This window comes from Ruegeria sp. HKCCD6157 (assembly GCF_013110685.1).
Taxonomy (GTDB): domain Bacteria; phylum Pseudomonadota; class Alphaproteobacteria; order Rhodobacterales; family Rhodobacteraceae; genus Ruegeria.
On the sequence record NZ_WVRB01000001.1, the window covers coordinates 1,619,009 to 1,638,302 of the forward strand.

At 58.9% G+C, this 19,294-nt stretch carries 20 protein-coding genes; 10 read left to right on the forward strand and 10 right to left on the reverse strand.

The window, feature by feature from the left end; translation table 11 throughout:
* Positions 1 to 183 precede the first annotated feature (183 nt).
* On the reverse strand, positions 184 to 1,413 hold the full coding sequence (locus GS612_RS07790) for a sigma-54 dependent transcriptional regulator (protein ID WP_171116154.1): 1,230 nt from the start codon (positions 1,411 to 1,413) through the stop codon (positions 184 to 186).
* On the reverse strand, positions 1,410 to 3,191 hold the full coding sequence (locus GS612_RS07795) for an ATP-binding protein (RefSeq protein ID WP_171639577.1): 1,782 nt from the start codon (positions 3,189 to 3,191) through the stop codon (positions 1,410 to 1,412). The genes GS612_RS07790 and GS612_RS07795 overlap by 4 nt, the downstream gene beginning before the upstream one ends.
* Between GS612_RS07795 and GS612_RS07800 the strand changes: the two genes are divergently transcribed.
* Positions 3,190 to 4,371, forward strand: a complete 1,182-nt coding sequence (locus GS612_RS07800) for a cytochrome P450 (RefSeq protein WP_171639578.1) — start codon at positions 3,190 to 3,192, stop codon at positions 4,369 to 4,371. The genes GS612_RS07795 and GS612_RS07800 overlap by 2 nt on opposite strands.
* Positions 4,372 to 4,498: 127 nt before the next feature.
* Here the strand turns inward: GS612_RS07800 and GS612_RS07805 are convergent, their stop codons facing one another.
* Entirely contained in the window at positions 4,499 to 4,981 is a 483-nt protein-coding gene (locus GS612_RS07805) for an Lrp/AsnC family transcriptional regulator (RefSeq protein WP_171639579.1), read from the reverse strand.
* A gap of 144 nt (positions 4,982 to 5,125) precedes the next feature.
* Here GS612_RS07805 and cobA point away from each other — a divergent pair, with 144 nt between their 5' ends.
* The 7 genes from cobA to infC all read left to right on the forward strand — a co-directional run bounded on the left by cobA (position 5,126) and on the right by infC (position 10,751).
* On the forward strand, positions 5,126 to 5,902 hold the full coding sequence (gene cobA / locus GS612_RS07810; protein ID WP_152457838.1) for a uroporphyrinogen-III C-methyltransferase: 777 nt from the start codon (positions 5,126 to 5,128) through the stop codon (positions 5,900 to 5,902).
* Positions 5,902 to 6,216 (forward strand): DUF2849 domain-containing protein, encoded by a 315-nt coding sequence (locus GS612_RS07815; RefSeq protein ID WP_152457837.1) that lies wholly within the window; start codon positions 5,902 to 5,904, stop codon positions 6,214 to 6,216. Before cobA ends, GS612_RS07815 begins: the two co-directional genes overlap by 1 nt.
* Before the next feature lie 65 nt (positions 6,217 to 6,281).
* On the forward strand, positions 6,282 to 7,946 hold the full coding sequence (locus GS612_RS07820) for a nitrite/sulfite reductase (protein ID WP_171362938.1): 1,665 nt from the start codon (positions 6,282 to 6,284) through the stop codon (positions 7,944 to 7,946).
* A complete protein-coding gene (locus GS612_RS07825) occupies positions 7,936 to 8,697 on the forward strand; it encodes a phosphoadenylyl-sulfate reductase (protein ID WP_171116163.1) in 762 nt (253 codons plus the stop codon). Before GS612_RS07820 ends, GS612_RS07825 begins: the two co-directional genes overlap by 11 nt.
* Positions 8,694 to 9,101: a DUF934 domain-containing protein gene (locus GS612_RS07830; RefSeq protein ID WP_171639580.1), complete on the forward strand. Its 408-nt coding sequence runs from the start codon at positions 8,694 to 8,696 to the stop codon at positions 9,099 to 9,101. The genes GS612_RS07825 and GS612_RS07830 overlap by 4 nt, the downstream gene beginning before the upstream one ends.
* Before the next feature lie 109 nt (positions 9,102 to 9,210).
* Complete coding sequence (locus GS612_RS07835) at positions 9,211 to 10,044, forward strand: ferredoxin--NADP reductase (protein ID WP_171639581.1); 834 nt, start codon at positions 9,211 to 9,213, stop codon at positions 10,042 to 10,044.
* 158 nt (positions 10,045 to 10,202) lie between these two features.
* On the forward strand, positions 10,203 to 10,751 hold the full coding sequence (infC, locus tag GS612_RS07840) for a translation initiation factor IF-3 (RefSeq protein WP_170344745.1): 549 nt from the start codon (positions 10,203 to 10,205) through the stop codon (positions 10,749 to 10,751).
* A 54-nt stretch (positions 10,752 to 10,805) separates the two neighbouring features.
* Here infC and GS612_RS07845 read toward each other — a convergent pair whose 3' ends face one another.
* Genes GS612_RS07845 through GS612_RS07855 form a run of 3 tightly spaced genes read right to left on the reverse strand, consistent with a single transcriptional unit; the run spans position 10,806 to position 13,360 of the window.
* Positions 10,806 to 11,219 (reverse strand): hypothetical protein, encoded by a 414-nt coding sequence (locus GS612_RS07845; protein ID WP_171639582.1) that lies wholly within the window; start codon positions 11,217 to 11,219, stop codon positions 10,806 to 10,808.
* A 54-nt stretch (positions 11,220 to 11,273) separates the two neighbouring features.
* Positions 11,274 to 12,590 carry an aspartate aminotransferase family protein gene (locus GS612_RS07850; protein WP_171639583.1) on the reverse strand — a complete coding sequence of 439 codons (1,317 nt, stop codon included), beginning with the start codon at positions 12,588 to 12,590 and terminating at the stop codon, positions 11,274 to 11,276.
* A complete protein-coding gene (locus tag GS612_RS07855) occupies positions 12,587 to 13,360 on the reverse strand; it encodes a 3-keto-5-aminohexanoate cleavage protein (RefSeq protein ID WP_171639584.1) in 774 nt (257 codons plus the stop codon). The genes GS612_RS07850 and GS612_RS07855 overlap by 4 nt, the downstream gene beginning before the upstream one ends.
* Before the next feature lie 88 nt (positions 13,361 to 13,448).
* Between GS612_RS07855 and GS612_RS07860 the strand changes: the two genes are divergently transcribed.
* Complete coding sequence (locus tag GS612_RS07860) at positions 13,449 to 14,348, forward strand: MurR/RpiR family transcriptional regulator (protein ID WP_171639585.1); 900 nt, start codon at positions 13,449 to 13,451, stop codon at positions 14,346 to 14,348.
* A 65-nt stretch (positions 14,349 to 14,413) separates the two neighbouring features.
* On the opposite strand, the gene GS612_RS07865 is transcribed toward GS612_RS07860, so the two are convergent.
* Both GS612_RS07865 and GS612_RS07870 read right to left on the reverse strand, forming a co-directional pair.
* Complete coding sequence (locus GS612_RS07865) at positions 14,414 to 15,415, reverse strand: molybdopterin-binding protein (protein WP_171639586.1); 1,002 nt, start codon at positions 15,413 to 15,415, stop codon at positions 14,414 to 14,416.
* Positions 15,412 to 16,380, reverse strand: a complete 969-nt coding sequence (locus GS612_RS07870) for an XdhC family protein (protein WP_152457826.1) — start codon at positions 16,378 to 16,380, stop codon at positions 15,412 to 15,414. The genes GS612_RS07865 and GS612_RS07870 overlap by 4 nt, the downstream gene beginning before the upstream one ends.
* Before the next feature lie 228 nt (positions 16,381 to 16,608).
* On the opposite strand from GS612_RS07870, the gene GS612_RS07875 reads away from it, so the two are divergent.
* Entirely contained in the window at positions 16,609 to 17,109 is a 501-nt protein-coding gene (locus tag GS612_RS07875) for a hypothetical protein (RefSeq protein ID WP_152457825.1), read from the forward strand.
* Positions 17,110 to 17,113: 4 nt separating this feature from the next.
* Here GS612_RS07875 and GS612_RS07880 read toward each other — a convergent pair whose 3' ends face one another.
* The gene (locus GS612_RS07880) at positions 17,114 to 18,373 is read right to left on the reverse strand and encodes a VWA domain-containing protein (RefSeq protein ID WP_171639587.1); all 1,260 of its coding nucleotides are present in this window, start codon (positions 18,371 to 18,373) and stop codon (positions 17,114 to 17,116) included.
* A gap of 6 nt (positions 18,374 to 18,379) precedes the next feature.
* Positions 18,380 to 19,288, reverse strand: coding sequence for a MoxR family ATPase (locus tag GS612_RS07885; protein ID WP_152457823.1), 909 nt, complete (start codon positions 19,286 to 19,288; stop codon positions 18,380 to 18,382).
* Between the last annotated feature and the right edge of the window lie 6 nt (positions 19,289 to 19,294).

Here is a 19,294-nt window from a genome sequence, read left to right on the forward strand (position 1 = left end):
ACTCGAAACCCCGAGTGCGAAATTCCGCACAGCAATCTTCCAGTTTGTGCGGAAATCCGCACACCCTGCGAATCAAAACACCCGAATCAACTGGCGCGAAACCGCAGCCCGCGACAGCGGGCTGCCCGGCCCAACAGCTTTAGACGCATGTTAAAACGGAAAAAGGTGGCGGGAGCCCGACCGTTACCGCCGGTAATCCTCGGCCCGAATCTGGTACCGTGCCAGCTTGTCGTAAAATGTCTTGCGCGGCAGTTTCAATGCCTTCGCCGCATCTGATGCCTTACCGTTGTGACGACCCAGCGCCGCGATGAGCAGCGACCGCTCCACCCGCGCCATCTGTTCGCTGAGCCCCAGATCAGTTGCCTGCGCGACTTCTTCCGGCATTCCCAGCACGAAGCGCATCGCGGCTGACATCAGGGATCGCGCATTCCCCGGCCAGTCGCTGGCCATGAGCGACGCCAGATGCTCGGACGAGATTTCCGGCGCCACGATCCCCGCCTGTTCTGCGGCCTGTGCAACGTAATGGCGGAAGATCACCGGAATGTCGTCGGGGCGTTCTGCCAGCGATGGAATACGCACCCGCATGACATCCAGCCTGTAAAACAGGTCTGCATTGAACCGGCCTTCAGAACTCAGCGCTGAAAGATCAGCGGTCGTTCCCGCAATGATACGCCCGCCTGGTCCATGCTCGATGATCTCCAACGCCGCAAATTGCGTGGCATGGGGCATGGCCGAGACTTCGTCCAGAAACAATGACCCACCTGCCGCATCTTCACAGCTCTCGGCCAAGTCGTCGGGGCTGAGGCTTGAGGCCGTGCGTTTGACAAATGGTCCCTGCCCTGCTGGCGACATCAGATGCACGACCTCGGCGACCTTCGAGATGCCGCTGCCTGGCGGTCCTGTCACAAGAACTTCGGCACCTGTTGGCGCAACGGTCCGAACCCGCTCGCGCAGGGCCTCGGCCTGGGGCGACAGGCCGAACAGCAAACGCGCGGCGGGGTCTCCTCGTTCCAACTCGGATTTCGCCGCTCTTTGCTCCAACACCTGCGAACGGGCTGCAAAGGCGCGTTCAAGCACCTCCAGAAGATCGGACGCGGCGCACGGCTTTTCCAGAAAATCGAACGCACCCTTTCCCATGGCGTCGACGGCCATGGGAATATCGCCCTCACCCGTCAGAAGAACCACGGGAAGATCCGGATCGACCTCTCGGGCATACGACAAAAGGTGGAACCCGTCCCGCCCCGGCATGCGGATATCCGAGATGATGACACCGGGAAACTCGCGGCTGATGTGATCCTTGGCCGCCACAAAGGATCCAGCGGTCGTTGGCTGATAGTCCGCCAATTCCAGAGTTTGAGACAGGGCCTCGCGTACGGCGGCATCATCATCGACCAACAAAACCCTGCGCATCATGCGGCCTCTTCCTTGTCGCAGGGTTCCAGTTCGACGGTAAACATAGCCCCATCCGCCGTGTTCGCGCCCCGTATATCCCCACCAAAGCTTTGAACCAGCCCGTAGGAAATGGAAAGCCCCAGCCCCAAACCTTCTGACGATCCAACGCTTTTCGTGGAATAGAAGGGCTCGAACATCCGGTCGGGGTCTTCAATGCCCGGGCCAGTATCCTGCAAGGAAACGCTCAATCGTGCGCCTTTTCGCAGCGTTATCGTAATAATCCGTTTTGGTCGCCCCAGCATTGCATCCGCCGCATTGTTGATCAGATTCACGAACACCTGCACCAAACGTACTTCACCCCCCCAAACATACACAGCGCCATTCGGGGGGGTCCAGTTCAGGGTTACATCGTCGTCTCGCAGGCGGGCCTCGGTCAGTTCAACAGCGGTGTTGAGAACCTGAATCAGGTCAACCCGCCCCATCGGTTCGCTTTCGTTGCGAGCAAAGGCGCGAAGGTTCTTGATGATCCGCGCCATCCGCGCCGCCATTTCCGAGATCCGGCCCAGATTCTCGGCAGCCATTTCAGGTTTTCCCCGCGTCATGAACGCTGAACCGTTATCCGCAAATTGTCGTATGGCCATAAGCGGCTGGTTCAGTTCGTGGCTGATGCCCGCCGACATTTGCCCCAAAGCGCTGAGCTTTCCTGCCTGCACCAGGTCTGCCTGGGCCCGCCGCAGCGCCGCCTCGGCTTCTTCCCGTTCCGCCACTTCCTTGCGCAAACTGGCATTTGCCACTGTCAGGTCATGGGTACGTTTGGCCACACGGCTTTCCAGAACGGCATTCGCTTCAGCCAGTGCCCGCCGCCGCTCCATGGCAAGAAAGAGCATCGCCCCGAAGGCCAGACAGATCGCCGCGACGGCCGCCGCCTGTAGCCTGGCAAGCTGAAGGGCCGGTGCCACGTCCACCAGAACTTCGGCAGTCATATCGATAACCGGCAAATCAAGGGTCAGATGCAGCGCATCACGCGGCAGGTAACGCCCCCAGTTCAAATGCCACAACTCGTGCCTGCCGACCTGTTTCGAAGTAAAATCGACGGCCGCACCATCTGGCGGCGTCAATCCCGCCTCACCGTCCGCCCGGCGCCAGAACAGCAGGTCGGATCTGTTGGAAATGAAAACGACACCATCTGAATCGACAAAGAAAACCGCCTCGGTACTGCCGCGCCACGTCTGTTCAACGTCCTGAACATCAGCAACGACCATCAACGCGCCTTCGATCTGGCCAGACGGGCCAAAAGCGGGGGCGGCATAGGAATAGATCCGGTCTTCGCCCGACGGCACGACCTCATGCGCACTGCCCAAGGCGCCCTGCATCGCACGGCGGAAAGCCGGATGATGGGCCATGTTGCGCTGGGACACAGGCTGCGCCGATACCAGCACCTGCCCCTTCGTATCCAGGTACATCATGTTTACGGCGGCCGTTTTGTCAGCGACGTCCAGCAGCGTTGACCGGGCTTGGCGAAGACCGGCCTGCGTATCCAGTTCGCGCAAGACGGGATGAGTTGCCATCAGCACGGCAAGTTCCTGGTACACTTGCATCTGCGTGCTCAGCCGGTCAGCCGCCAGCTCAAGATCTGCCTCTGCCTTCTCGCTCAGCTGAGACAGGGCCTGTCGATAGCCATAAGACCAGACAAACCCCGACAATAGCCCAACGGCGAGCAAAAAACCGGAAATGAACCAAACCCTGTGCATAGACAGGGTCTTGCATTCAAAGCGCCGCATGGCAAGTGTGCGGCGCATGAAGTCTTTTTCGCAATCACCGACAGACCCGGGTTTCGTCCAAAACCCCTACCCGTTCTACGACAAGGCGCGAGGCTCGGGCGATCTGTTCTATTGGCAGGACTACGATATGGTCGCCGCGGTTTCATACCGCGCGGTTCGCGCCCTGTTTCGGGACCGCAGGTTTGGCCGCGAGGTACCGCCCGAACTGGCAGAGCAAGGTCCCGCCCATCTGGCGCCCTGGCTGGCCATCGAGGCCCATTCACTGCTTGAGGCAGAACCGCCAAGGCACACACGCCTTCGGTCATTGGTGATGCGCGCCTTCACGTCACGGGCGATTTCTGCGCTGCAACCTTCCATCGAAGATCTGTGCCACGGCCTGATCAAGGAATTCCCTCGGAACACGTTCGACCTGTTGGAAGCCTATTGCACTCAGGTTCCGGTGGTCACGATCTGCCGGCTTCTGGGCGTCCCCGAAGCCATGGCGCCCGATCTGCTACGGTGGTCTCACGATATGGTTGCCATGTATCAGGCCAATCGCACGCAGGACACCGAAGACAGGGCCGCCAAATCATCTCGGGAATTCACCGAATTCCTGAAGGAATACATAGAGCTGCGGCGCAATGATCCACGGGACGACCTGATAACCCGGTTGATAAGCGCCGAGGAAGAAGGCCAGAAACTGTCACTGGACGAGCTGGTTGCCACCTGCATCCTGCTGCTCAACGCAGGCCATGAGGCTACCGTGCATTCACTGGGGAACGGGGTGAAAACCCTGTTGCAGACCCGTACCGCCCCCGACGCCCTGGCACCGGATGGACTCGACGCAACCATCGAAGAAATCCTGCGCTATGACCCGCCTCTGCACATGTTCACACGTTACGCGTATGAGGACGTGGATCTGTTCGGCCATTCATTCAAACGTGGCGATCAAGTGGCACTGTTGCTTGGCGCGGCCAACCGCGACCCCGCTGTCTGGGCTGAACCGAACACGTTTCAGCCGAGCCGTCCGATTGAAGTCAACACAAGCTTTGGGGGCGGAATTCATTTCTGCGTCGGCGCACCTCTGGCGCGTCTTGAAATGCGGATTGCTTTGCCGATCCTGTTCGAAAGCTGTCCAAACCTGAAACTGGCTGCGCCGCCGCTTTACTCGGACAGCTATCACTTTCACGGGCTGAATCAGCTGCTGGTCAGACGTTAGCCATCACATTTCGCATATCTACACGACGCTTCCGGCGATTTTGCTTCCGGCCGGATGAAAACACCCATCAGTTCATCTGGCTCAAAGCCCCATGAAAGACACAGGCAGAAGGGTATGGCCGTGGGTTCTAAGCCCTCTCTGCCAACGCATTCAGCGGCAGCATCGTCGTGGACTTGATCTCTTCCATGGACAACAACGCCGTGACATTGTGCACACGCACCTCCGAGATGAGCGACTGATAGAACTGATCATAGGCACGTGCGTTCTTGACCCGGACTTTCAGGATATAGTCGATATCACCCGCCAATCGGTGCGCCTCTTGCACTTCGGGGTGATCCTTCAATGCTTTCAGGAATTTACGTTGCCAGTCCGCCTCATGTTCCGAGGTGCGGATCAAAACAAAAAAGGTGGCTTCGAACCCAAGTGCCTCGGCATCCAGCAGCACCGTTTGCTGGCCGATGATTCCCGCCCCCTTGAGCTTGCGAATGCGATTCCAGACAGGCGTCTTTGAACTGCCGACCCGAGCCGCAATTTCGTCCAATGATTGGCCTGCGTCCCGTTGCAGCTCGACCAGAATTTTTCGATCCGTGTCATCTATCCGCACCGACATTCCAATTTTCCTTCTGTTTCGACACCCCTGTTCCGGTTTTCCCGAAAATCGGAACATACGTCCTTATTTCAGCGGCGATATGGCGCTTTGGTGGGAATATTTCCTATATTGAGGGTCAAGTCAAACAATGTCCGAGACAATCCGATGCAGGATTTTCACACAACCAAGCCCAAAGGTCATGTCGACTTTGTCGGCGCCGGGCCCGGTGACCCCGAATTGCTGACGCTCAAGGCGTTGGCCGCATTCGAGCGCGCGGATGTGGTGCTGCATGATCGCCTGATCAGCAAGCCTGTGCTAGACATTGCCGCCCAGAACGCCGCTTTGGTCGATGTCGGCAAGGCCGGGTTCGGCCCCTCGTGGAAGCAAAGCGATATCGACGCGCTTCTGGTTGAACACGCCCTGAATGGCAACCGTGTGGTGCGTCTCAAATCGGGGGATCCCACAATCTTTGGCCGCCTGGACGAAGAAATCGAGGCCGTCGACGCGGCCGGCATATCCTGGCAGATCATTCCCGGCATCACGGCGGCCTCTGCCGCAGTGGCTGGCATCGGTCAAAGCCTGACCCGCCGTGGACGCAACTCATCGGTGCGTTTTTTGACCGGGCACGACATGCAAGGATTCGCGGATCACGATTGGAACGCTCTGGCTCAGGCCGGTTCCGTGGCGGCAATCTACATGGGCAAGAAATCCGCTCGGTTCATTCAGGGCCGTCTGATCATGCACGGCGCCGATCGCACCACCCCCATTACCCTGGTCGAGAATGCCTCGCGTCCCGACCAACGGATTTTGGCCACCACCTTGGACCAGTTGCCCACCGATCTGGCCGCCGCCGAAATGGATGGACCGGCCCTGACCTTCTATGGCCTTGCCCCGCGCGAAGCGGCGCAGGCCGTAACCGAATTCAACAAGGAGCTTGCCTGATGGCCCGCGCTTTTACTCCCAAAGTCGTAACTGCAAATGACTTGCTCGAAGGTGACGTGATTTACCTGACCGAAGATGACCGCTGGTCCCGTGACCTGAGCGAGGCAGAACTGATCACCGACGAGGCGCATGCGCAGGTTCGCCTGCTGGATGCCGCGCGTCAGGCAAACAAAATCGTGGGCGCTTATCTGGCCGATGCCGTCGCTGGCGAAAACGGCCCCGAGCCCACCCATTTCCGGGAAGACTTCCGCCGCACTGGTCCGTCCAACTATGCCCACGGCAAACAGGAAACTTCCCCGCAGCCCCGGGCCTGACCTCTGGCCCTTCTCTCTCCCCTTCAAGGCCCCAGGTTCGGGGCTGCAACCAAGGACAGCTAGACATGTATCGCTACTCCGAGTTTGACAAAGATTTTCTGGCAGAGCGTAACGCGCAGTTCCGCGCTCAGGTCGAGCGCCGCATCGACGGTTCGCTGACCGAAGATGAATTCAAGCCTTTGCGCCTGATGAACGGCCTGTATCTGCAATTGCACGCATACATGCTGCGAGTCGCCATTCCCTACGGCACGCTGAACAGCGCGCAAATGCGTCAACTGGCCCTGCTGGCTGAAAAGTGGGACAAAGGTTATGGTCATTTCACCACCCGTCAGAACATCCAGTACAACTGGCCGAAACTGAAAGATGTGCCAGACATGCTGGACGCGCTGGCCGAGGTCGGCATGCACGCCATCCAGACCTCGGGCAACACCATCCGCAACGTGACCGCCGACCATTTCGCCGGTGCCGCCGCGGATGAGGTCGCCGACCCGCGCCCCTATGCCGAACTGTTGCGCCAGTGGTCGACCGACCACCCGGAGTTCCAGTTCATGCCGCGCAAGTTCAAGATCGCCATCACCGGTTCGGAAAACGACCGCGCCGTGATCAAAGCGCATGACATCGGCCTGCAACTGGTCGAACGTGACGGCGTTCTGGGTGCGCGCGTCATCGTCGGTGGGGGCCTGGGCCGTACGCCCATGATCGGCAAGGAACTGTCCGAGTTCGTCGCATTCGATGATCTGCTGGCCTATCTGGAAGCCACCGTGTCGGTCTGGAACCAGATCGGTCGCCGCGACAACAAGTACAAGGCGCGCATCAAGATCACCGTGCATGAACACGGCATCGACGCCATCCGCGCCAAGGTGAATGAACGTTTCTTGCAGGTTCGCCCACAGTTCAAGGGCGCCGACATGGCGCTGCTGGATGAGATCAAGGGCCATTTTGCGCCTCCGGCCTTCCGCGAAGGTTCGGTTGCGTCGTTTGAAAGCGCCTATTCCAACGATCCGGTTTTCCGGTCGTGGGTCGATACCAACATCGCGCCGCACAAGAACGCGGACCACGCGATAGTTACGATCTCGATCAAGAAACACGGCCAGACGCCGGGTGATGCGACCGCCGAGCAGATGCGCGTGATGGCCGATCTGGCCGAAGAATTCGCCTATGATGAGCTGCGTATCAGCCACGAGCAGAACGTGATCCTGCCGCATGTCCACAAATCGGACCTGCCCGCGATCCACGCCAAGCTGAAACAGCACGAACTGGCCACCGCCAATATCGGCCTGATCAGCGATATCATCGCCTGCCCCGGCATGGATTACTGCGCGCTGGCGACGGCCCGCTCGATCCCGGTTGCTCAGGAAATCGCGACCCGCTTTGAAGAGTTGAAGCTTGAGCATGACATCGGGCACCTGAAGATCAAGATCTCGGGCTGCATCAACGCCTGCGGCCACCACCATGTGGGCCATATCGGCATCCTGGGCCTGGATCGTGCAGGCGTCGAAAACTACCAGATCACACTGGGTGGCGACGCCACCGAGACGGCAGCGATCGGCGACCGCACCGGTCCGGGCTTTGCCTATGACGAGATCGTGCCGGCCGTGGAACGCATCGTCGACACCTACCTGGATCTGCGCGAGAGTGCTGAAGAAACCTTTCTGATGACCTATCGCCGTGTCGGCATGGAGCCGTTCAAGGCCGCCCTCTACCCCGAGGCTCGGGCGAATGCCGCTTGATCTGATCCAAACGGAACTGGGCAAAGACCGCAGCGACCTGACCGAGAAGGTCAACGCATTGAATGCCCGGTTCCGTCACCACAGCGCCCATGACGTGATGCATGGCGCCCTTGAAGAGATCGATGCGCTTGCTCTGGTCTCAAGCTTTGGTGCGGAATCGGTGGTGCTGCTGCACATGGCTGCGGTGATCGACAAGATGACGCCGGTGTTGTTCGTGGATACCCAATTGCTGTTCACCGAAACGCTGGAATACCAGCAGGAAGTCAGCGAGCGTCTGGGTCTCAGGAACATCCGGATCATCCGGGCGGATGACGAAGAACTGCAACGCGAAGACCCCTATGGCGCGCTGCGCCTGCGGGATACGGATGCGTGCTGCAACTTGCGCAAGACCTTTCCCTTGCAGCAAGCCCTGACCGGGTATTGCGGTTGGATTACCGGCCGAAAACGGTTTCAGTCCGGCACGCGCGCCGCGCTCGAGTTTTTCGAGGTCGAAGACGGCACGGGCCGGATCAAGGTCAATCCGCTGGCCCATTGGGCGCCGGACGATGTGCGCGCCTATATGGAAGAAAACAACCTGCCCCGGCATCCGCTGGTGGCCAAAGGATACCCTTCGATCGGCTGTGCGCCCTGCACTTCACCGGTGAAGGAAGGCGAAGACCCTCGCGCCGGGCGCTGGCGCGATCAGAACAAGGAAGAATGCGGCATTCATTTTGTCGATGGCAAGATGGTGCGCATCGGAGAGAAAACATGAACGTAATCGTAACGGATGAGGGCTTTTCGCCCGATGACTGGACCGACGGCTTTGTCACTCTGGATGATGCCGCAAATGACGTGGTTGCGCTGGACGTCAGCTCGGACACGGACCCGGATGAGCTTTTTGACCGCTTGGGCAGTGCCAAGCTGGTCCGGGTGGATTTTCCATCCTTTGCCGACGGTCGCGGCTTTACCATCGCCCGCACCCTGCGCCTGAAGGGCTATACGGGACGCTTGCGCGCCAAGGGTCATGTTCTGGCAGACCAATACGCCATGGCGCGTCGCAGCGGCTTTGACGAAGTTGAGATTAACGGAGACCTGGCAGACCGCCAGCCCGAAGATCAGTGGCTTTCCCGGGCCAACTGGAAAGAGAACAACTATCAGGCCCGTTTGCGCGGTTAAAAGCCGCACATCGCCGGCTTGTGACACATAGGGGGCAATCTGTCCCCTTTTCCTGACCTGGATCAATGATTAAACGGAGATGTCGGTTTAGCAGACCGGCAGGTAAACGATGACAGAGATGAAGCCCGTGAGCGAAGCAACTGCCGTGAAGGCCCCCGTCCTGCCGGACGCGCAAACCGTAACCGAGGTCAAGCATTGGACCGACAGCCTGTTCTCTTTCAAGGTGACGCGCCCCGCCTCGCTGCGTTTTCGCTCGGGCGAGTTCGTGATGATTGGTCTGCTGGGCGACAATGGCAAGCCATTGCTGCGCGCCTATTCAATCGCCTCGCCTTCGTGGGACGATGAGCTGGAGTTCTATTCGATCAAGGTTCAGAACGGCCCGCTGACGTCGAAGCTTCAGCATATCAAGCCCGGTGACCAGATCATCCTGCGCCCCAAGCCGGTTGGCACATTGGTGCATGACGCCCTGCTGCCGGGCAAGCGTTTGTGGTTCTTTGCAACCGGCACCGGCTTTGCCCCGTTTGCTTCGCTGCTGCGTGAACCGCAAACATATGAAGATTATGACGAGGTCATCATCACCCACACCTGCCGCGAAGTGGCTGAACTGGAATATGGCCGCCAATTGATCGACAGCATCCGTCAGGATGAAATGCTGGCCGAACTGATTGGCGAAGGCTTCGCTGACAAGATCCGCTATTACCCGACGACCACGCGCGAAGAGAGCCCCAAGATGGGTCGGATCACCGACCTGCTGAAGGATGGTACCGTGTTCAGGGATCTGGGCATCGAAGGCGGAATCAAGCCCGAAACCGACCGCGCCATGGTCTGCGGTTCGCTGGCATTCAATCTGGACATCAAGGAAATCCTTGAGGGTTTCGGTCTGCGCGAAGGCGCGAATTCCGAACCCAAGGAGTTCGTGATTGAAAAAGCCTTTGTCGGCTAAAGGCAGGCTGCGTTCAGAGCTTTGTGGCCCCGAACGCAAAAAACACCGGACAAAACACTGTTTTTTCGCAACTGCCGGTGTTTATGACGCTTGAAGTGCGGCTCGGCCCGGTTTAAATTCCGGGCTCGAAATTCTGCAATTATCAAAGGAATGAACCCATAGCCCGCAGACCTCACAACGCGCCGCCACAACGTGACACCGGCCCGCGCGTCAATGACAAGATCCGTGCCCCCGAAATCCGCCTGATTGGTGCCGAAGGTGAAAATGTCGGGGTGGTTCATCCCGCCAAAGCCATGCAGATGGCCGCCGATGCCGGTCTTGATCTGGTCGAAATTTCGCCCAATGCGAACCCACCGGTCTGCAAGATCATGGACTTCGGCAAATTCAAATACGAAACGCAGAAACGCGAAGCCGAAGCCCGCAAGAAGCAAAAGATCATCGAGGTGAAAGAGGTCAAGTTCCGACCCAACACCGACACGCATGACTATGACGTGAAGATGCGCAACGTCTTCAAGTTTCTGGAAAACGGCGACAAAGTGAAAGTCACCCTGCGTTTTCGTGGCCGCGAAATGGCACACCAGAACCTGGGCCGCGAATTGCTGGAGCGTGTCGCTGAGGACGTCAAAGAACTGGGTAAGATCGAAAACATGCCGAAAATGGAAGGCCGTCAGATGATCATGATGATCGGCCCCCTTCCGCAGAAATAACCCTGCCCAAATACCGAAACGAACAAAGCCCCTTCGCCTTTGAAGGGGCTTTTTTTAAGTCGCCTTCCTGCTTTTCAACCAACGGGCCGCGTCCCGGAAATCGAACACCAGCGAAGTGATATCGACGATCAGAAGCACCCGGAGAAAGCCGGCAAAGGCTGGGCTCAGGGGGTCTTCGGAAAACAACAGAAGCGTCACGATGATGACCAGTGGCACCCAGCACAGAATGTGCGGCAAGGCCATCGCACCGCTCATCCCGCGGGCAGCCACCATGATCGGTACGTTCAGCGCCATGCCTGAAACTGCAAGCAATGCAATCAGGTACCCCTGTGGCTGATCCAGAAAAGCCAGCGGAAGCAGGTTTACCGGCACCAAAACAACGGCCACCCAGATCTGCACCCAGGAAGCGAGCGCTCGGAAACTGCGCCAGATATCCAGCACCATGGACGTCGCCTTTTCCAGATCCATTGCCCACGACACATAGCAAACGTGTCGCAGGCAAACAGGGTGCTCACGGTATTGTCAGAGAACGGCTGAAAAAGAGCGTTCCAGTTTGCTGACAAGTTCGCCTACCTGGTCCTCTTCTATGATGAAAGGCGGCGCGAGCAGGATATGGTCTCCGTTCCGGCCATCCCGGGTGCCCGCCATGGGATAACAGATCAACCCTTCGGCAAGTGCTGCCTTCTTTATCTTTCCGGCAATGCCCAGGGATGGATCAAAGGGGGTCTTCGTCTCGCGATCCGCCACCAGTTCCACACCCCGGAACAGGCCACGGCCACGCAAATCGCCCACATTCGGGTGCTGTCCAAACGCGGCTTCCAGTGCGGATTGCAGTTTGCTGCCCATGCGTCCGGCGCGCGCCGGTAAATCACGCTCTGTCAGTTCACGGACCACTGCAAGGGCGGCTGCCGTGGCGACAGGATGGCCGACATAGGTATGCCCATGTTGGAAAAACCCTGACCCATCGCGAATTGCGCCATAGATTTCATCGGTGCACAGCATCGCCCCGATCGGTTGATATCCTGCGCCCAACCCTTTGGCGATGCAAAGAATATCCGGTGCAACACCGTCGTGATCACAGGCGAACAGATGACCGGTGCGCCCCATGCCGCACATCACCTCATCCAGAATCAGCAGCACGCCATATTGGTCGCAGATTTGCCGGATGCGTTTGAAATACCCCTCAACCGCCGGCACTGCGCCAAGCGTAGCACCGACAACCGGCTCGGCCATGAAAGCCATAACCGTTTCGGGACCAAGGCGCAGAATTTCCGCCTCCAGCTCGTTGGCGACGCGCTGACCGTAGTCAAAGCTGCTCTCACCCTCGGGCTTTTCGGCATATTCATAACAGGCCGAGATATGGGTCATTTCGATCAGCATCGGCGCGAATTGAGCCCGTCTCCAGGCGTTTCCCCCGGCAGACAAGGCCCCCAGAGTGTTGCCATGATAGCTTTGCTTGCGCGCGATCACGTGGCGGCGCTCGGGCTGCCCGATTTCCAGAAAATACTGGCGCGCCAATTTGATGGCCGCTTCGGTCGCCTCGGACCCGCCCGATACGAAATACACCCGGTCCAGATCCCCCGGCGCGTGGTGGATCAGCAGATCGGCCAATGCCTCGGCCGGTTCCGAGGTCATGAACCCGGTATGGACAAATGCGATCTGTTCCACCTGCTGTTGCACGGCCCGGATCACTGCCGGGTTGGAATGCCCCAAACAAGACACGGCCGCATCGCCGCAATCCAGATATCGCTTGCCGTCGGCATCGATCAGGTAAGCGCCGTCGCCACCCGCCGCGACGGGAAGTTCAGATTTGGTGTGGCGTGGGAAAACATGACTCATGTTCCGGTCCTTCCAAGTGTTTCAACCAAAGCCGCGACCGAGGCCGCGTTGTCCGTCCAGAGCGTGCCATCCGGTGCCGTCAGGCTGTTTTCGAATCCAACACGCAAGTTACCGCCGCGCCGCGCGGTTTCGATAAGACAATCATGTTCCTGCGTCCCAAAGGCGCACACCATCCAATTGGCCGGGCTGGACGGAAACGCATCCAGATCCGCTGGCACGGATTGCTGATTCTGACTGTAGCGCCCCAACACAAGCAACCGGTCTGTCTGGTCCGGCTGGACGATACCTTTTGACTGCCAGTCTTCCAGCAGCTTCACATCTTCCAAGTCGTAGAGAATATGCTGAACCCGCGTGCCCTGAGCCGCACATAGCGCATAGACCCGAGGCGCAAGATCAAGGGCCCGGGCGATTTCCCGGACTGAAATCGAGGCCCATTCAGGCCGGACCCGTTGCAGACATTCAAACTGCGACGATACGTCGAACACGCCTGCTGCCTCGGTGGTGATCTGAACATCCATGCCCGGCACCACCCTTTTCAGTTCCGCGATTGTTTCGCGATACAATCCGGCATCCAACGTGTGGTGTCCGTCGGCATCCCGTACATGCAGGTGTATGCCATCCGCCCCAGCCTCGTGGCAGCCCCGCGCCGTTGTGACGATCTGATCCGTCGTGACTGGCAAGGCCGGGTGATCCGCGCGGCCCCGCCGGGCCCCGTTCGGAGCAACCAGTATATATGGTTTTCCGATGGTTTTCACTGTGCTCTCGGTCATTGCGCCCTCGTGTTCCTCTGTCCTCAGCTAATGAGCTCAAGATTCGTTTTCAATTTACCAAATGGAAAACATATGTTTTGTTTGCCGCATGACCCGCACTCTTACCGCCATCGTTACGCAAATGCGCCGCGAGATCGATGAAATGCCTGCGCAAATGCAGGTCGCCGTAAAGTACATCATCGATCATCCCGCCGAGTTCGCGTTGAATTCGATCCGAACCACCACCGATCGCATCGGCATCAGCTCGAACGTTCTGATCCGGCTGGCGCAACGCATGGGGTATGACAGCTTTGACGCTTTTCGGCGCCCATTTCGAAACGCTCTGACAACCGATGGTGAGGACAGGTTTGGGCAGGATTGGCTGGAACACCTAAAGGAACAAGGACAGTTTGGTGCGGCGCAGGAACGATTTGCGCAGAACGAAATAAATGTCGTGGCCAGATCGCTGCGTCTCATGGCTCCCCATTTGACGGAACAGGCCGTCGCGCACATCAGATCGGCGCGTCGCTGTTATGTGACGGCCACACGATCCAGCCACGCGCTGGCCTATTACTTTCACTACGCCGCCCGTATGGCCCATCCCGGGCTTCAACTGGTGCCCCGCCACATGGGTTCGGCCATCGACGATCTGGTCGAAGCCGCCGCCGAGGATTGTCTGTTTGCCATCACGGTTCACCCCTATTCCGCCGACACGATTCAGGCGATGCGGTATGCTCTGGACCGGTCGATGCGCATCGTCCTGTTGTCGGATAGCGAGGTCATCGCCCCGGGGGTTGAACCGGATGTCGTCCTGCCTGTCAGCACGCGAACCTTGCACCCGTTTTCCAGTTTTTCGGGGGCAATGGCCGTTCTTGAATGCCTGCTGGGCCATTTGTTTGACGCCGGCGGAGAGACCGCCAGAGAAAGAGTGGATGCCTATCAGAAAGCGCGGGAAGATACCGGTGCGTATTGGCGACCCGGCGTATTGCCAAAGCTCAGAAAACCATAAGCCGGTTCGGTCAAAGCCTCTGGGGTCAACCTCAGAATTCAGCCCCGCTCAGGATCAGCGGCGGATCATTCTTTTCGTTTGGCGCGCGGCTGCGGTCTGGTCGGGATTTCCTTCAGCAATCCTCCGACACCCATTCCGGCAATATCCGATCCGGTCGTTTCGATCCCGCAGGCAACCCGTGACAGAACCCAATCCGCCCCGTTCAACGCCGGAGATCGCGCGCATCCGGGCAACCCGATCACCGGTCGATCCTGCATCGCACCCAGAAACAGCAGGTTTCCCGGATCAACCGGCATCCCGAACCGATCCACCCGCCCGCCGGCAAACCGAACAGCAGACGGGGCAACATCGTCCGGGTCCGAGGTCGCGGATCCGGTCAGGATCATGAGCAGATCACCGGTCGTTCTGGAAACCGCCTTGGCCAGCGCATCCACGCGATGCGGCACGATCTGCACATCACACAAATCCAGACCCAGTGCTTCGGTCCGTCCGCGAATGGCGGCGATCCCCTTGTCGTTGGGCGGGCCGCCGGGGATATCCGTGACGATCAAACCTGCCGTCTTGTGAACGGGTCTTGCCAGGCGCACGGCCCCTTGCGCCAAATTGGCGGCCCGCCGAACATCAGCCTCTGGCACGGCATATGAGATGACCTTGATGGTGGCGACCATGCCATTCGGGCCCATCTGCTGGTATTGCGGAACCGTCGCAACCGTGATCATCGGGTTGACCTGATTGAACATTTCCAGCGCATCCACATCCAGAACCGCCACGCCCGGCCCGTCCGCCAAAAGGTTGACCCGGCCGGTGAACGCGTCTGTCACGCGCAGATTGGCCGACGCCGCATCTGGTGCAAGAGCCGCGGCCAAACGACGTGCGGCCTCGTCTTCGTGACAATCGCCGGGTTCAAGGCGCGCAACGATCACTTCGCGGATGTCCGCCTGCGTCAACTGCGCCATATGCTCTGCTTGCAGTGACAGCCCCTTGCGCAGCTTTTGACCGTCAGCTGTCACCGAATGGGCCAGAATGGCGCCTTTTGCTTCGGAGACGGGTACCGGACCAAACCTCATGCCTTGCCTCGCAGAACGGCCGTCATCTGCGCCAGAATTGCAACGGCAATCTCGGATGGGCCGGCAGCCCCGATATCCAACCCGATTGGCCCATGAATCCTCGAGATTTGCTGTTGGCTGAAACCGGCTGCTTTCATACGCTCGACGCGTTTGGCGTGGGTACGTGTCGATCCCAATGCACCAATGTAAAACACGCCCGCATCCAGTGCAGCTTGCAACGCCGGATCATCCAGCTTTGGATCATGTGTCAGCAGGACAATTGCGGTGCGCGCATCCAACCCGAGTTTTGCAACGGCCTCATCCGGCCAATCCGTAAGGATCGTTTCCCCCGGAAAACGGGCGCTGGATGCAAACGCGTCGCGCGGGTCAATTATGGCGGGATCATACCCGGCAATTCGCGCCATCGGCACCAATGCCTGTGCGATATGCACCGCACCAACAACGATCAATCGCAGCGGCGGGTTGTGAACAGCCACAAAGGTCTGACCATCTTCTTCAAAACCAGACCGATCCATGCGCAGCCGTTCCGCATAGGCGTTACGACGCAAGGCTCTGTGCCCGGTATCGATATTGACTTCGTAAGCGATGGGTTCACGCGCTGCCCGGGCTGCAACCAGTTCCGCAAGCATCGGTTCGGGCAGTACCTTTCCAACGGGTTCGACAAGAACGCGAATGGTCCCGCCACAGGCCAGCCCGACCGCAAAGGCATCTTCGTCGCTCACCCCGAATTCCAGCAAGCGGGCTTCGCCTTCATCAATGGCCTCAAGCGCTTCGACGATCACCGCGCCTTCGACACAGCCGCCAGACACAGAACCTTCGATCCGGCCATCGCCGCCGATCACCAGCTGAGAACCCACCCGGCGTGGCGCGCTGCCCCAGGTTTCGACAACCGTGGCAAGCGCGGCGCCGCTGCCATTGCGGTGCCACTTCAATGCCGTTTCCGGGCTGTTGTCGAATCGTTCCATCAGGACCTCCAGACGTCGTCTGTCTCCAACATAGGCAGGATTGGCGGGATGAAAAGCGCAACGCCCCTGTCAAAACGTCTATGTTGAACCTTGCAAGCCGATGCTAAAGCCTGAACAATATTCAATAAATCATAGTATTGATTGTTATGGGCCCGGGTTTTAGCTTGTGCGGGCAGCGGGCCAGTTGCCCAAGCTGCATACCAAACACATTTTTTCGGAGACAAGCAGTTGAAACATTATCTTGCACTGGGCGCAGTGGTTGGCCTTTTGACTTCGACCGCAGCGTGGGCTGACACATTCGAACGTTATGGAGAGGTCGAGGGCTGGAAAGTCTTCATCGACAACGAAAAGAAATCCTGCCTGATCGAGGCCGTGGACGACGCGGAAAACGTCGTTCAGATGGGCCTGACCGAAGATCGCGGCGTGGGGTATGTGGGGGTATTCACCAAAGCCGATACCGACATCAAACGTGGCGAAACACAAGAAGTGGCCATCCTGATCGGCGACAACATCTATCTGGGTGAAGCCACAGGTATGAAAGGCAACATCACCAAGGGCTATTCCGGGGGCTATGTTCTGTCAGACAACCCGCAATTCGCGGATGATCTGGCCAAGAAAAAGGTCATGATCGTGTTCCCCGAGACATCCTATGCCTTTACCGTCGATCTGACCGGCACCTACAAGGCCATGGAAATGGCCCGGAAGTGCAACGAAGAACAGTTGTCGTAACGGTCTAATCGGAAAGCGCGGCCATCAGCCGTGCTTTCTGCCCCTGGTCGTCAGGTTGTGAAATCACGGCGGCCAGATCCTCGAGCGAGGCAATCGAGTGCCCTGCCCTGAAACTGTCGACATGGGGCAGCATGGCCGCCACACCCTGCGCCTTGGGGGTAAACCCGTCCCAGCGCAGCAGAGGGTTCAGCCAGATCAGGCGTTTGGAAGACAGGTGCAGCCGCTCGATCTCTTTCTCAAGGCACTCCGGGTCACCCCGTTCCAAACCGTCGGTGATCAAAAGAACAACTGCACCTTGCCCCATGACACGTCTTGACCAATCTCTGTTGAACTGATGCAGACAGTCGCCGATGCGTGTGCCCCCTTCCCAGTCCTGTGCCTCGGCCCCGGCAGCGGCGAGCGCTGCGTCGACATCCCGATGATGCAAGTGGCGGGTTATGTTGGTGAGGCGCGTGCCGAACGTGAAGGCATGAACCTTGGCCCAACCCGCCCCCTTGGCGTTCGAGACCGTGTGCAGGAAATGCAGAATGACTCGGCTGTACTGGCTCATCGAGCCCGAGATATCGCAAAGCGCAACTAGATTTGGCCATCGCGGTTTGGGTTGCAGCCGGGCGATATCACGCAATTCGCCCCCTTGCCGCATGGCTGCGCGCAAGGTGCGGGCACGATCGATACGGTGCCCCAGATGGCTGGCCTGTCCGCGGCGCGATTCAATGGGTTTGACCGGCAGGGTCATCCGCGCCAATACGCGCTTGGCTTGCGCGATTTCTGCGGTGCTCATCTGTTCGAAGTCCAGGTTGCGAAGACGCTCTTCGGACGATGCCGTTTGCGCGGCGTCAATCTCGATTTCGGTTTCGCCCTCGTCTTGCGCAGCCGGCTGGGGCGTGTCACGTTCGACACCCTCCAGCAGGGCCTCGGCTGCGCGCTTTTCACCGGCATCCGCTTTGCGTTCCTCTTGCACACCCCGAATGGCAGGAAGCATCATGGCCATCATGTGTTCCATGTATCGCGGGTCGCGCCAGTACATTCGGAAAACCTGCGCAAACACCGTGCGATGTTCGGGGCGGTTCACGAAACAGGCGTGCAGCGTCCAGTAGAAATCCCGTTTCTGGGTAAAACCCGCGGCTTGTACCGCACGAATTGCATCGATCACCCGCCCTGGACCAATCGGCAGCCCCACCTTCCGCAGCGCGCGGGCAAAATGGGTGATGTTCTGCGCCAGCTTCGGGTTGTCGGGAATCTCCAGCGGGATTTGCTCGGCCATAGCGCGTCAGGCCGGCTCAAGGGTCGCTTTGGCCTCATCCAGAATGCGCTTGGCCTCAGACCCTTGCAGCTTCTGGATGTCGTCCTGATATTTCAGGATCGCCCCCAGCGTGTCACCGATCACCTCGGGACTAAGGTTCATCACGTCCAGCGCCAGCAGACATTTGGCCCAGTCAATGGTTTCGGCCACGCCGGGTTTCTTGAACAGATCCTCGGTGCGCAGACGCTGAACGAAAGCCACGACTTCGCGGCTGAGCGCATCGGCGGCCTCGGGCGCGCGCGCGTGCAGAATTTCGATCTCGCGTTCGAAATCGGGATAATCGACCCAGTGATACAGGCAGCGACGCTTGAGGGCATCGTGCACTTCGCGAGTCCGGTTCGACGTGACAATCACAATGGGTGGTTGGGGTGCTGCAACAGTGCCCAGTTCAGGGATCGTGACCTGAAAATCACTCAGAGCTTCCAGCAGAAAGGCTTCGAACGGTTCATCGGTTCGGTCCAGTTCGTCGATCAGAAGAACCGGTGCTCCGTTTTCGTCGGGGCGCATTGCTTGCAGCAAGGGGCGTTCGATCAGGTATTCATCCGAAAACAGTTCCGCCTGCAACGCGCCCCTGTCGGCCCCGCCCGAAGCTTCGGCCGTTCGGATCGCGACCATCTGCGCCGGAAAGTTCCATTCGTAAACGGCCGAGGACGCGTCCAGACCTTCGTAGCACTGCAACCGGATCAAACGGCGGTTCAGACCGGATGCCAGCGCCTTGGCGATTTCCGTCTTTCCAACTCCGGCTTCACCTTCCAGAAACAACGGGCGTCCAAGCTTGAGCGACAGGAACACAACCGTGGCAAGGGCCCGCCCGCAGACATAGCCCTGACGTCCCAGCATCTGCTGCACGGCATCGATGGAATTTGGCTGCGTCATGGAAAT

Coding starts and splice junctions, on each gene's coding strand:
- GS612_RS07790 (WP_171116154.1), bottom strand. CDS start 1,413: ATGATGCGCAGGGTTTTGTTGGTCGATGATGATGCCGCCGTACGCGAG.
- GS612_RS07800 (WP_171639578.1), top strand. CDS start 3,190: ATGAAGTCTTTTTCGCAATCACCGACAGACCCGGGTTTCGTCCAAAAC.
- GS612_RS07795 (WP_171639577.1), bottom strand. CDS start 3,191: ATGCGCCGCACACTTGCCATGCGGCGCTTTGAATGCAAGACCCTGTCT.
- GS612_RS07805 (WP_171639579.1), bottom strand. CDS start 4,981: ATGTCGGTGCGGATAGATGACACGGATCGAAAAATTCTGGTCGAGCTG.
- cobA (WP_152457838.1), top strand. CDS start 5,126: ATGCAGGATTTTCACACAACCAAGCCCAAAGGTCATGTCGACTTTGTC.
- GS612_RS07815 (WP_152457837.1), top strand. CDS start 5,902: ATGGCCCGCGCTTTTACTCCCAAAGTCGTAACTGCAAATGACTTGCTC.
- GS612_RS07820 (WP_171362938.1), top strand. CDS start 6,282: ATGTATCGCTACTCCGAGTTTGACAAAGATTTTCTGGCAGAGCGTAAC.
- GS612_RS07825 (WP_171116163.1), top strand. CDS start 7,936: ATGCCGCTTGATCTGATCCAAACGGAACTGGGCAAAGACCGCAGCGAC.
- GS612_RS07830 (WP_171639580.1), top strand. CDS start 8,694: ATGAACGTAATCGTAACGGATGAGGGCTTTTCGCCCGATGACTGGACC.
- GS612_RS07835 (WP_171639581.1), top strand. CDS start 9,211: ATGACAGAGATGAAGCCCGTGAGCGAAGCAACTGCCGTGAAGGCCCCC.
- GS612_RS07845 (WP_171639582.1), bottom strand. CDS start 11,219: ATGGATCTGGAAAAGGCGACGTCCATGGTGCTGGATATCTGGCGCAGT.
- GS612_RS07850 (WP_171639583.1), bottom strand. CDS start 12,590: ATGAGTCATGTTTTCCCACGCCACACCAAATCTGAACTTCCCGTCGCG.
- GS612_RS07855 (WP_171639584.1), bottom strand. CDS start 13,360: ATGACCGAGAGCACAGTGAAAACCATCGGAAAACCATATATACTGGTT.
- GS612_RS07860 (WP_171639585.1), top strand. CDS start 13,449: ATGACCCGCACTCTTACCGCCATCGTTACGCAAATGCGCCGCGAGATC.
- GS612_RS07865 (WP_171639586.1), bottom strand. CDS start 15,415: ATGAGGTTTGGTCCGGTACCCGTCTCCGAAGCAAAAGGCGCCATTCTG.
- GS612_RS07870 (WP_152457826.1), bottom strand. CDS start 16,380: ATGGAACGATTCGACAACAGCCCGGAAACGGCATTGAAGTGGCACCGC.
- GS612_RS07880 (WP_171639587.1), bottom strand. CDS start 18,373: ATGGCCGAGCAAATCCCGCTGGAGATTCCCGACAACCCGAAGCTGGCG.
- GS612_RS07885 (WP_152457823.1), bottom strand. CDS start 19,288: ATGACGCAGCCAAATTCCATCGATGCCGTGCAGCAGATGCTGGGACGT.